Source organism: Chamaesiphon sp. GL140_3_metabinner_50, assembly GCF_025361915.1.
Classification (GTDB): Bacteria; Cyanobacteriota; Cyanobacteriia; order Cyanobacteriales; family Chamaesiphonaceae; genus Chamaesiphon.
The window spans coordinates 1-12,987 of the sequence record NZ_JANYJC010000302.1 but is presented as its reverse complement, the minus strand read 5'-3'; the positions used below and the strand labels follow the sequence as shown (position 1 = coordinate 12,987).

The following is a 12,987-nucleotide window of genomic DNA, read 5'->3' as shown; positions in this document are numbered from 1 at the left end:
AGCACTGAAGAGTTTAGATAACTTAGAAACAGTCATGCTTTTTGGCAGTAGTCTACCATATCAATATTGGACTGAGTTTAGCGAGTGGAAAGCTGAGTGGTTATTAGACGAAGATGACGCTCGAATTAGACGAGCTTTAATAAAGCAAGTAGGATTTGATAGAGTTTGCCAACTTTCGGGTTTAACTCGGCTAGAACTAAATAATTGGCAACTAACTGAATTGCCTGCCAATGTCGAAAATCTTTGTAACTTACTTAATTTAGACCTAACAGATAATCAGCTAGCGAGTCTACCAGAAAATATTGGCAATCTCTCCCGATTATACGACCTAAAATTAAGTCGCAATCAATTAACCAGTTTGCCAGAAAGCTTTGAAAATCTTTTTAATTTAAGCAATTTAGATCTAAGTTTAAATAAATTAGAGAAGTTGCCAGACAATTTTATATATCTTTTGAATTTAACTACGATCGATCTGAATGGTAATTTAATAGAAGATTTGTCGATCTTACAAAGTTTACTCAATCTAAAAACCGTTTGCTTTTACAACGTTTATCTACCGCGTAGATATTGGATTAAATTTAGTGAATGGAAATCTGAATGGTTGTTGGATGAAGATAATGTTGAAATAAGACAGATTTTAATCGAGCGAATTGGGTACGATCGAATCTGCACGGAATTGAAGGCAGTGGCGATCGATACGTGGAGAGAATATACACTATTGAAAATCGACGGCGTAGAAAAAATTTATGATGATGAAGAGCAACCGATCGATACAGAACCGATGGTGTTATTAAAGATGACTTGCCCCTCGACGGCACATATTCATATCCTGCGCGTACCACCAGAAATGGTGAGTGCGGAAGCGGCAATTACATGGGTAAATCATGGCATTCATCCCGATGAATTTATCGTGCAAACGTAATTAGGTTACTATCCACCCTTCTCCTTACTCCAGACGCTCACTGTGCCTACGGCAGGCTTACGCCAACGGCTGTCGCGAAAGTCGGAAGACGCGATGACAAGCTCAGGGCAAGCTATTCACGATCGACTATTCACACTTTGGCTGTCGCTCAGTGCAAGCTATCCACCGAAACACTATTAACTTTGTTTTAATGCAAAATGTAAGGATAATCGGTTATCAACCCACCGCCACCAACCGATCGCGAGTTACCATAGATACATAAAGTGCGATCTAGTGGAATAAAGACATGGTACAGTCCCAATATTACGGCGGCGACAGCTATTACCGGACACCGCCACCAGATTTACCCTCGTTGTTACTCAAAGAGCGGATCGTCTATATGGGAGGTTTTTTGGTATCTTCCGATGAATACAAAGACCAGATGGGCTACGATCCCACCAAACTGTTGATCGCCCAACTGTTATATCTCCAGTTTGACAATCCCGAAAAACCGATTTACTTCTATATCAACTCGACAGGGACATCTTGGTACACAGGAGACTCGATGGGCTTTGAAACCGAAGCCTTCGCGATTTGCGATACGCTGGGCTATATTAAGCCACCCGTGCATACGATTTGTATCGGACAGGCAATGGGCACAGCCGCAATGATTTTAGCCGCAGGGACTAAGGGCTGTCGAGCAAGTCTTCCACATGCCACCATCGTGCTAAACCAGCCGCGTAGTGGCGCACAGGGACAAGCCAGCGACATTCAGATTCAGGCAAAAGAAGTCTTAGACAACAAAGCCGCAATTTTAAACATTTTCTCTCACAGTACCGGACAACCAGCGGAGAAAATCGCCAAAGATACCGATCGGATGTTGTACATGACTCCTGCCGAAGCTAAAGAATACGGCATCATCGATATCGTTCTTAGCAGTGTTAAAGACTTGCCAGTACCTATACCAGCCTTAGTCTGAAAACAGAGAGATTGTCGATTAAACAACAAATCTTCTAGTCATTACTAAAAGTATTAAGTGTCAACTGTTAACTGTCAACTGATTTAAATATGCCTAACTACAATCCAATTTTAGTACCATATAAACTCCCCGGAAGTTCTCAGTCGCAGTGGATGAATGTTTACACGCGGATGAGTCTAGAGCGAATTATCTTCCTCAATCAACCAATTACCGATGGATTCGCAAATATGATTGTGTCATATTTGCTATATCTAGAATCAGATGATAATACTAAGCCGATATATCTATATATCAACTCTTTGGGCGATCCTGTTGCCGCAGGTATGGCGGGCATGGAAGCAGGGATGATGTCGATCATGGCTGGGTTGTCAATCTATGACACCATTCAACACATAAAGTCTGAGGTGCGTACGATATGTCTGGGTCAATCAATGGGGATTGCCACACTATTATTATCTGCTGGTGCTCCTGGTCAGCGAGCGAGTTTACCCAATTCTACGATCGGATTAATGCCCGTTCGTGCGGGTACGAGAGGACAAGCTTCGGACATTATCATTAATGCAGCCCAAGTCTTAGCAAAAAAATCAACGATTGTGGATATATTTGCAAAGACAACAGGTGGATCTCCAGAAAAAATCCAGCAAGACAGCGAACGGATGTTTTACATGACACCCCATGAAGCTAAAGAATATGGATTGATCGATCGAGTTTTGGAAAACTCAAAGGAACTTTCTACTCTGTAGATTAAGCTTGAGAGTCAAACTGATTTTTTGTAATTAACTTCCACCTCCTAACTCCTATGTCAATTGGCATTCCTAGCGTTCCCTGGCGTTTACCTGGCAGTCCTCAAGAACAGTGGATTCCCATCTACGATAGATTATTCCAAGAACGAATAATATTCATGTTTGAGGGCGTTGATGACGATATGGCAAATGATATCGTTGCATACTTGCTATATCTAGATGCTGAAGATTCAAGCAAGCCGATCTATATCTACATCAATTCCCCTGGCGGTAGCATCACGGCGGGGATGGCAATCTATGACACGATGAAACACATTAAGTCAGAAGTCGTCACCATTTGCGTCGGTTTAGCAGCTTCAATGGGTGCCTTTTTACTCACGGCTGGTAGCCCTGGTAAGCGTCTGGCACTGCCTCATGCGCGGATCATGATCCACCAACCTTCTGGCGGTACTGGGCGAATGCAGGCATCGGATATCGAGATTGAAGCCACGCGTATTCTCGAACTTCGGACTCGGCTCAATCAACTAATGGCGGATCGTTCCGGTCAAACTTTGGAGCGGATCGAAAAAGATACCGATCGCGATAATTTTATGTCAGCAGCGGAAGCTGTAGAATACGGACTAATTGATAAAGTTGTCGAGATTACTAATGTTCGTTAATAGATACGACTTGCCTTTAGAGTAGCATTTTGCACTACGGAGAATCTCCTCGAAATCTGGCAGTCCGATCGAATTTTGAAGATCTTCCCTATTTTCGCCGACAGAGCTGTTGCTCTGGATGAGCGAGAATGGGGATTTGTCGTTAATGTATATATAAATTCTACCGATCGCGATCGTTTTCCGCCGATCGGTCATAATCGTCGGCTCGGTATGGTAGATTAAATTAACATCTGATTTCTAGGCATTAGTGCTGAGTTGGGTTATGCTGTGTTCTGTTCGAGGAAACGATCGAATTATCATCGTTTATCGAGCTAGTAAGAAAAAACATACATAAGTTTCAATTTAGTGTAGACTGGAATACATAAATAATTTTACAGACCGAGTAGTCTGTTAGGGTCTAGATGTTGATAAGATTTGGATGTCAAAATCGCTGACTCTTGTATTTCCTCCTCCCACAGCTCACACTTTAGCAACTAACCGGGCGATCTAAACGTCCCAAATTTAGATTTACTCAGTTAGTGAGCTATTAATAGTCATTCAGCCGCGATCGCCTTTATCAGTTCAACTATCTTGACTGAGTGCGAGCGGGGGTACCCAAGATTCTAATTGTCAATGAGCCATTTTCAGCAGGATTTTATTAAAGCAGTCATAGAAATCTATGGCTTAGAACTCGACGATCGGGAGATCGATGATGTATTGTCAGCATGGATGCGGCAATACGATTCGACGTGGATTATCAAGGCGATCGTCGAGTCGCTCTATCGGGGGCGATATAAAATTGTCTGTGTCGAAAGTATCCTCAGCAATTGGCAACGTTTGGGCAATCCCCGCTACCAATTTACACCTGAATACGAGCGAGAAATTTTGGCACAGATCCCCATTGCCAACCACGAGCGAGTTAACGAAAATCCGATCGTCGCTCCTCCAGCTACAGACTCATTGGCACCTCTCCCTGAGAGCATCGATCCCGAATCCACACCGCCAGCGAAAATCGACGATCGCGCTGGCAATCGCCCCAAAAGAACCAACTGCGATCTCAATCCAGAAGAGTCAGCACCATTTCAATCTCCCCATCTTCCGAGATCGATTTGCTACTTTACTAACCCAGTCGATTCCTCGGATCGCTCTGCAAATTTAGCATTAACGCAACCCCTCGATGTCAGCGAACAGTTTTTGGTAGATGAATATCTTGCCTCGATGTCGCTGCAATCGGCACAACAGATCCAGCAACAAGATGATTCGGATCGAGATCGACACAGTTCCAAGCCTGTCAATCGCAAACTCTTCAACACCCTCAAAACGATCGTCGATCCCAATAGTCAGTACAAATTAGAATACGACACTATTGACAGACAATCTTTGAAAGATCGTCAGATTACCAATATTACCCAATTTGAAGTGTCAATCGAACATACTCACTGATGATAAATATTATCATTATTTACAATTTTAGATCGTTCCGACAAATGAATCTGTAACCTTTGTCACAAACTGCGTCACAAATTTCGCTTTACCATTCACGATCGCTTAACGATTGCGAAGCACTTGCAGCAGGGTGAGAAAATAAGTAGGGATCGGGGCGATCGCACTAATCAGATTTCCAGATAGAGGATGGATTAGATCCAACTGTCGGGCGTGAAGGGCTTGCCCTGGCAGCTTGACACCGATCGATCTGCCCGTACCGTACACAGGATCGCCAACGATCGGATGCCCGATTCGATTCGCATGTACGCGGATTTGGTGCGTTCTGCCAGTTTCTAGTCGAAATCTAATCAGACAAAAACTCCGCAGTCGTTCTTCGATCTGCCAATGTGTTACCGCCGATTTACCACCGCGATCGAGTTCGACGATCGTATTGCGCTGTCGATCGACCGGATGGCGACCGATCGGCAGGTCGATCGTGCCGCTATCGGTCTTAGGAGTGCCGTAGACGACCCCTAAGTACTCGCGCCGAGCTGTTTTAGCCTGAAGCTGTTGTTGGAGGTGCTGATGGGCGAAATCGGTCTTGGCAATTACGATCGCGCCGCTAGTATCTTTATCCAAACGATGGACGATGCCGGGACGCTGCACGCCGCCGATACTAGAGAGGGGACAATGAGATAACAGCGCGTGAACTAGAGTCCCTGTATCATGTCCGGCTGAGGGATGAACTACCATGCCAGCGGGTTTGTTGACGATTAATAGTTGTTCGTCTTCGTAGAGAATATCGAGGGGAATTGCTTCGGGTACCAAGTCGAGTGCGGCTGGCGCGGGGATGAAAACGCGTACGCGATCGCCAGCTTTTAATTTATACTGCTTGTCAATACATATTCGATCTCCGACTCGAACGTGTCCTTGGGAGATTAGTTTTTGCCACCGCGATCGTGAAAAATCTGCTAATTGCCCTGTCAACCATAGATCTAGTCTGGGTTCGGTGCGATCGTCATCGGCAATAATTAGATCGATTTCCTGTAATGTATCGATGTCTAAGTGTCGATCTTCGGTGGCAATATTTTCGGTTAAAAGCGATCGATTATTTGGTTCCATTGCGGTTATTATACTCATTTCAATCGAGCTTATGAAAAATAGATTTCGCCGCCATGCTCGCACTATCAAGATTGAAAACAAAGATGGTAGATTTGTAATTCATGGGATGGGGAATTGGTATCACCAGTGGCGAGATCCCTACCATTTATTGTTAACGATTCCCTGGATGGGGTTTGCGGTAATTGTTTCGGTGGCTTATTTATGCATTAATGCGTTATTTGCATTTGCTTATTTAGCTGGGGGTGATTGTTTGGAGGGAGCGCGTGCGGGTTTATTTAGCGATGCTTTCTTTTTTAGCGTTCAAACATTGGCTTCGATCGGTTATGGTGCGATTCATCCTAAAACATTTTATGCTAATTCGATCGTCACGCTCGAATCAATTACGAGTCTGTTGTTAATTGCGGTGTTAACCGGGATCGCTTTTGCCAGATTTTCGCGACCGATCGCTAAGTTATTATTTAGTAAGTTTACCATTATTACCAGTCATAATAGTCAGCCAACGCTGATGTTTCGGGTTGCTAACGAGCGGAATAATTTTATTTTAGAAGCTCACGCGCAAATCTATTTAATTATCGATGAGATTACGCATGAGGGCGATAGTATGCGCCGCATTCACGAACTCAAGTTACTGCGCCAGCGTACTCCTAGCCTGGTACTGACTTGGACGGTTATGCACCACATCGATGCCGATAGTCCGCTGTATGGGTTGGATGCTGGCGATTTAAAACGTCTTAATGCGAATATTAGCGTTTTAATTGGCGGTGTCGATGAATCAGTTGCATATGCGATTACCGCTCGGTATATTTATAATACCGAAGATATTTTGTTCGATCGTAAGTTTACAAATCTGATTCAAAAATCGGCAAATGGAGATCGTTACTTTGATTATAGCTTTTTTCACGATACCGAGTCGAGTGTTGAATCGGGTAATCAGTAGCAATATCTAGTAACTAGACTTTAGAGCTTCAATTGACTGGAGAAATTTTGATAAATTCCCTCTATAAATTTGAACCAATAATCTGAATAAAAATATGCTGGTAAATTTTGAACTGGATGGATATATAGATAATGTAATCCTAACCCTGCACTCATCCCTAATAATTGCCAGCCGACAATTACGCATAGAGTCAGTGGTTTACTCCATCGCCGAATTTTTAGATCTAAGCTTACCAATAATCCCGCAGCAAACATAACAATCGCATCTACCAAAAAATGCGACCATGTTAGTAAGACTACAGCTAAAACGCTAACTAATATTATTAAAATTAATGCTCGCGTGTCTGTCTTAAAAAAACCATCAAAGCCAATCGAAACACTTTTACTGGGATAAGTAACAACACTACCAAGGATCGTTATTCCTAGAGCGGCTAACAGCCAAACTTGGCGATTTTCGGTCCAGTCATATAACAACCACCCAAAGGTAGTATAAGTTACAAATAATAATAACAGAGAAGTCAGTGGCAATTTTTTGAGGACGGGATCTTGACGATCGATTGCCATAAGTTGAGACTACCAAAGATGCCAATACTAGTTTACAACATTTTTAAAACTTAGCGATCTTACAATGAATTTTGATGTTTTACAGGCGATCGAGATCGTCAAACCCTGCTTCCCCGGTATCTAAACCTACTAACCCAAGTTGCTAGTTATGGGTTTTTAGTGGGATGGTGTTAGGTTTTAGCTATTAGGTTTCATCCTATCGCTAATACCCAATACCTAATAGCTAATACCCAAATCTTTAACCTTGGTTATAAATAGCAAATTGCGTTGCTAGATTACTTATTTTTGATTTTGAACTTGCCAGACTAAATTGAGGGCATCTGAAGATTTGCTTTTATTACCTTGTTGTTGGTATAGTTTAGCCGCAGTTTTAAAGTCGTTAACTGCACCCGATCGATCTTTAAGAGCCTGACGAGCGGCAGCACGATTGTAGTAAGCTTCAGCAAAATTTGGATCGATGGCGATCGTTTTGGTGAAATCATTAATTGCGGCTGTAAAATCTTTGGCATTTTTCTGGGCTACACCACGATTATTGTAAGCAAATGAATTGCTGGGTTCGATTTGAATTGCTTTGCTATAGTCAGAAATTGCCCCACTATTATCTCCAAGTTTTCGACGGATGTTAGCGCGATTATAATAATTAAAAGAGTTATTTTGATTCAAGGCAATCGCTCGATCGTAATCTTTTAATGCACCGCGTTCGTCACCGAGTTCTAATTTTGTCCACGCTCGATTACCATAGGCAAAATCATAATTAGGATTGACTTTAACAGCCAGATCGTAATCAGCGATTGCCCCTTGTCGATCGGCTAATTTGTATTTAGCTAAACCTCGATTGAGATAACCATCAGCTCGATTCGGTTTGAGCCTAATTACCTGAGAAAAATTGGTAATTGCCGCTCGGATATTATTTGCCTCTAGCCAAAGATTGCCGCGATTGAGATAAGCATCGGCATAATTAGCATCTAGTTGAATCACCCGATCTAGATCGCTCATGGCACCTTGACGATCGCCATTTTTTTCTTTAGCAGTAGCTCTGTTAAAATAGCTATTAATATTCTGAGGGTTTAATTTAATAGATTGGGTATAATCATCGATCGCACCCTGACGATTCCCCGATAAGTCAGAAGCAACTGCTCGATTATAAATAGCTTTTTCAAAGTTAGGATCGATGCTAATCGCTTGCGAAAAGTCGGCAATTGCTCCAGCATAATCTTTGTTCTGAAATTTACGATTGCCAGATGTTAACAAACTTTCAGCTTGTTTCTGAGGGGCTTGAGCCAGCAGATTGCTATGATTGCGATCGGTTATTTGAATAGTATTGGCACTAACATAATTACAACTAACGATCGATGTCGCGAAAATCGTCGCAATTGCTGTAATAGTGGTAGTAATTGGTAGTTTCATAATTTGGTATTTTAATAAAATTGTTAATAAAAGCGTGTGAATACTGACTATACTTTTGCTTCACAAAATCAATCTAACTTATCGGGATACAATCGACATAATTATTGTAGCGCGAGTTTGTTAGCGTAGCATCTATCTAATGAGGCTTGAGTTGTAAAAACTTTCGCTTTCTCGTATCAACTAGCTCAAGCATCGAAAGATCGCAATTGAGCATATTTAGTAAAACACCGATTGGTAATTGCACCAGTGACGATAATTGCCGCAATCGTATTACTCGCCATGACGGTAAATAACACCACTATTTGATAACCAGCAGCATTCACAGGTTGAATGTTTGCCAATAATTCCCCCGCCAAAAAGCCTGGAATCGTCACCAAACCCGCTACCATCAATGTATCGATCGTTGGTAATAGTGCAGACTTAATCGCGATTTGCCGATAAGCTGCAATTGCTTGTGCGGGAGTCGCGCCCAAACTCAGCCGAGTTTCAATTTCGGCTTGATGCCGCTCGATTTCACTAATTAACCGCTCTCCCGCCACCGCCGTATTATTGAGTAAATATCCCAAACAGATCCCTGCAAGGGCGAGTAAATATTGCGGCTGATGCCAATCAGTCGGCTTAATTACTACCAAAATTGTATACCCAACGGCAATAATTAGCCCCGTCAAGACGGCTCCACCGACGATCGGCAGTAAATTCTTCATCCGATCGCCAATCCGGTTACTAGCGGCAATTGTCGTCGCAATCGCGATCGCACCAATTCCCCCAACAGTTACCGATGGGTTGTCTAATTGCCAGACGATCTGCAATCCAAATCCCATTACTAATAATTGTAAAATCGATCGAGCCGCCGCTAGCGCAATTTGCCCTGCTAATCCCACCCGTTGCCATTGTAACAGCCCGATCGAGATGGCGATTAACCCACATGCCCAGCCGATATCTGGTAAGTCTAAAACGCGAGGAGGGTTCATGGGAGGAGTAAAAGGAGTAAGAAGTAAGAAGTAAGGAGTAAGGAGTTGGGATATCCACCATCCACTATCCACTATCCACTATCCACTATTCCCTATTCCCTAAATCGAAGATTTAAACCAACCGCGTTTCCAGAAAAAGAAGATTAAACTACCTGCGGTGATTACCATCAAAGCTACACACAATGGATAGCCCCAATACCAACCTAATTCGGGCATATTCACAGGCGATTTGGATCGATCGAAATTCATGCCATATACGCCAGCAATAAAGGTGAGAGGGATAAATATTACCGACACAACGGTTAATGATTTCATGATTTCATTCATTTTATTACTAACTGCCGACAGATAAACATCCATTAATCCCGTGGCGAGTTCTCGATAAGTTTCGACCATATCCATCACCTGGACGGTATGATCGTAACAGTCGCGTAGATATACCTGCACCTCACTACTAATTAAATCGCTGCCATCGCGAATCAGCGAATTAATGGCATCTCGTTGCGGCCAAATTGCTCGTCTGATTGTCAGTAATTCGCGGCGAACTTTGTAGATTTTTTCTAATGTCGATCGATCTGGACGAATCATCACTTCTTCTTCAAGATCTTCAATTAATTCGCCATAATACTCTAAGACTGGAAAAAAGCCATCGACGATCGCATCGAGTAAACAGTATGCCAAATAGTCTGCACCTTGCGTCCGAATAATACCTCGATCGATCTCAATTCGTTGGCGTACCCCATGAAAACAATCTTCTTCGGGTTCTTCTTGAATTGTTAATAAATAGTTTTTCCCCAATACCAAACTAACTTGCTCTTTAGTAAATCCAGTCCGATCTGGATTTAGCACGACCATAATTGCAATAATTAATACTTGGTCTTGATAATGTTCGATCTTAGGACGTTGGGGTACATTAACGACATCTTCAACCAGCATTCGATGGAGATCGAAAATGGGACTCAGAGCATCCCAAGTTGCCGTATTTCCCAATCCCGATACATCAATCCAAGAGACGGTATGAGTCTTTAAATATTCTTTGATTTTTGCTGGTTCTGAAATTGATACCCGTGTAGAGCTATGGCGATCGTAATCGATTAAAACTAATTCTGCTGGCGGAGCATCTGCACTCAAATGTAAATGTCCGGGCATCGTTCCCGGTCGATCGTAAGCATAATCTAGCCGCGATACTTCTAATGGCTGATAAGTAGTCGGGAAATCTGAATTTGGCATAATTAACTCAGCTAGCAGCGTACTATAAATCTTGTCGAATGCTCGATCGGAAGAGTTTACTTACCATACTTCGATCTCGATCGTAATAATCCAGAACTTATCTCCTTATCCAGTTAAAGACGAATCCAAATTATCGCCTTTAACTGTCGATCGTTAACTATAAATAGTATCTAACAGTTGTAACTACCCGACTGCGCTTACCTAATAAAGCTGCCTTTAGGAATAAAGTAGTTTGATTGTGGAGTAAACCTTCCCACCAATTTTTAGTTACAAAAGCCGGAATGATAATCGTCGATAATACATCAGGATGTTGTTGCTCGTAACTAGTAATAAAATCGACGATCGGTTCGATTAAAGATCGAAATGGTGAATCGATAATTTCTAGATGAATATCTGATTCTAACTCAGCCCATCGACGATTTAGTTTTTCACGATCGGTACTACCGATATCTACATGTACGGCGATAATTTCATCGGCAATACTGCGGGCATATTCTAGTGCTTCCACTGTACCTCGATTGAGATGCCCGACGATCACGATCGCGGGATGGGTAACTTTTTCGGTACGAGGGCGAGGAATATAACCGCGTGGAGCGAGATCGTTAATACTCAAGCGTTCGGCAACATATTTATAGTGTTTATTAATACTCAAGAAAATCCATACTAGTAGAGGAATTGCCACTACGACAACCCAAGCACCTGCAACAAATTTGGTGAGTACGATTACACTCAGTACTACCAAAGTGGCTAGTGCCCCAACTCCATTTAATAGCGCGCTCAATTGCCAGCCAGCCGTCTTCAATCGATACCATCTGACTACCATTCCCGCTTGAGAGAGCGTGAATGAGGTAAATACACCTACTGCGTAAAGTGGAATAATCGAGTTGACATCGCCTTTGAAAATCATCACCAGCACCGCTGCTGTCGCACTGAGAAAGATGATGCCATTGGAGTATACCAATCGATCGCCTAAAATCGATAGCTGGCGGGGTAAAAAGCCATCCCGTGCGAGAAAATAACACAGGCGGGGAAAATCGGCATAACTAGTATTCGCGGCTAGTAATAGAATCAATAACGTCGAAACCTGAAGGAAATAGTAAGGAATTCCATTACCTAAAATTCTCCGCCCTAATTGCGAGACAGCCGTTTCACCTTCTACCGGAATCAGATGATAAATATTGGCTAAATAAGTAATCCCGATAAACATGATTCCTAGAATTACCCCCAGGTAAATCAGCGTCAGACGCGCATTTTTCCATTCTGGTGGTTTGAACGCTAACACCCCGTCAGAAATCGCTTCTACCCCCGTCAACGCGGAACAACCAGCAGAGAAAGCTCTCAGCAAAAAGAACAGCGTCAGCGGCTCTTTAACCGGAAGGTTAGTAACTACTTCAGCAGGGATATTGCCACTTGCCTGTTGATATAGTCCCACGCCAATTAAGAGAAAAATACCAACTATAAACGAGTAGGTAGGAACCATCAGAATATTACCCGATTCTTTCACCCCCCGCAGGTTTACTAACATAATCAAAAACATGAAAATCAGACACAGTAACACTGTGTGTGGCTTCAATCCAGGTATTGCCGATGTGAGCGCGGCGGTACCTGCGGAGACACTCACAGTAACAGTGAGAATGTAGTCGATCATCAGCGAACCACCCGCAACTAAACCAGAGAATAATCCCAGATTTTCTCGCGCCACAATATACGAACCACCACCATTCGGGTATGCTTTGATGGTTTGGCTGTAAGACAAAATTACGATTCCCAGCAACAGCATAATTACTGTGGCGATCGGGATAGAATTACCTAGTGCGCTACTCCCCGCAGCTACTAAAACTAATAAAATTTCCTCAGTAGCATAGGCAACTGAGGATAATGCATCCGAAGATAGCACTGCAAGTGCAGCAGCATTACTGAGTCTTTCCTCTGCATGGGCACTAGTCGGTAATGACTTACCAACTAACAACCGCTTCAGTCCAGATAATGACATATGGTTAAACTAATAGTGGATAGTTGATGATAAATGCTGAAGATATTCAACCTCGAACTCTAGATATTATTTGGTAAC

Annotated in this window: 13 protein-coding genes; 7 read left to right on the top strand and 6 right to left on the bottom strand. The window is 42.7% G+C overall.

Going from position 1 to position 12,987, the window contains the following annotated elements; genetic code table 11:
• The 6 genes from Q0R35_RS14780 to Q0R35_RS14755 all read left to right on the top strand — a co-directional run.
• A partial coding sequence (locus Q0R35_RS14780) for a leucine-rich repeat domain-containing protein (protein WP_295619835.1) occupies positions 1-922 on the top strand: 922 nt, incomplete at its 5' end.
• Positions 923-1,208: 286 nt separating this feature from the next.
• Positions 1,209-1,880: an ATP-dependent Clp protease proteolytic subunit gene (locus Q0R35_RS14775; RefSeq protein WP_295619832.1), complete on the top strand. Its 672-nt coding sequence runs from the start codon at positions 1,209-1,211 to the stop codon at positions 1,878-1,880.
• Positions 1,881-1,969: 89 nt separating this feature from the next.
• A complete protein-coding gene (locus Q0R35_RS14770) occupies positions 1,970-2,623 on the top strand; it encodes an ATP-dependent Clp protease proteolytic subunit (protein WP_295619829.1) in 654 nt (217 codons plus the stop codon).
• Positions 2,624-2,679: 56 nt separating this feature from the next.
• Positions 2,680-3,282, top strand: a complete 603-nt coding sequence (locus tag Q0R35_RS14765) for an ATP-dependent Clp protease proteolytic subunit (protein ID WP_295619825.1) — start codon at positions 2,680-2,682, stop codon at positions 3,280-3,282.
• Positions 3,283-3,357: 75 nt separating this feature from the next.
• Positions 3,358-3,504 (top strand): hypothetical protein, encoded by a 147-nt coding sequence (locus Q0R35_RS14760; RefSeq protein ID WP_295619822.1) that lies wholly within the window; start codon positions 3,358-3,360, stop codon positions 3,502-3,504.
• Positions 3,505-3,894: 390 nt separating this feature from the next.
• Complete coding sequence (locus Q0R35_RS14755; RefSeq protein WP_295619819.1) at positions 3,895-4,704, top strand: hypothetical protein; 810 nt, start codon at positions 3,895-3,897, stop codon at positions 4,702-4,704.
• A 105-nt stretch (positions 4,705-4,809) separates the two neighbouring features.
• Here Q0R35_RS14755 and Q0R35_RS14750 read toward each other — a convergent pair whose 3' ends face one another.
• Entirely contained in the window at positions 4,810-5,826 is a 1,017-nt protein-coding gene (locus tag Q0R35_RS14750) for an RluA family pseudouridine synthase (RefSeq protein ID WP_295619816.1), read from the bottom strand.
• Between the two features lie 13 nt (positions 5,827-5,839).
• Here Q0R35_RS14750 and Q0R35_RS14745 point away from each other — a divergent pair, with 13 nt between their 5' ends.
• Positions 5,840-6,745, top strand: a complete 906-nt coding sequence (locus Q0R35_RS14745; protein WP_295619813.1) for an ion channel — start codon at positions 5,840-5,842, stop codon at positions 6,743-6,745.
• A gap of 20 nt (positions 6,746-6,765) precedes the next feature.
• Here the strand turns inward: Q0R35_RS14745 and Q0R35_RS14740 are convergent, their stop codons facing one another.
• From Q0R35_RS14740 to Q0R35_RS14720, 5 genes are all read right to left on the bottom strand, one after another.
• Positions 6,766-7,308 (bottom strand): hypothetical protein, encoded by a 543-nt coding sequence (locus Q0R35_RS14740; protein ID WP_295619810.1) that lies wholly within the window; start codon positions 7,306-7,308, stop codon positions 6,766-6,768.
• Between the two features lie 279 nt (positions 7,309-7,587).
• Positions 7,588-8,715: a tetratricopeptide repeat protein gene (locus tag Q0R35_RS14735; protein WP_295619807.1), complete on the bottom strand. Its 1,128-nt coding sequence runs from the start codon at positions 8,713-8,715 to the stop codon at positions 7,588-7,590.
• A gap of 185 nt (positions 8,716-8,900) precedes the next feature.
• Complete coding sequence (gene fetB / locus Q0R35_RS14730) at positions 8,901-9,686, bottom strand: iron export ABC transporter permease subunit FetB (protein ID WP_295619804.1); 786 nt, start codon at positions 9,684-9,686, stop codon at positions 8,901-8,903.
• A gap of 99 nt (positions 9,687-9,785) precedes the next feature.
• Positions 9,786-10,916 carry a magnesium/cobalt transporter CorA gene (gene corA / locus Q0R35_RS14725; protein ID WP_295619801.1) on the bottom strand — a complete coding sequence of 377 codons (1,131 nt, stop codon included), beginning with the start codon at positions 10,914-10,916 and terminating at the stop codon, positions 9,786-9,788.
• A gap of 157 nt (positions 10,917-11,073) precedes the next feature.
• Complete coding sequence (locus Q0R35_RS14720) at positions 11,074-12,909, bottom strand: APC family permease (protein WP_295619797.1); 1,836 nt, start codon at positions 12,907-12,909, stop codon at positions 11,074-11,076.
• Positions 12,910-12,987 lie beyond the last annotated feature (78 nt).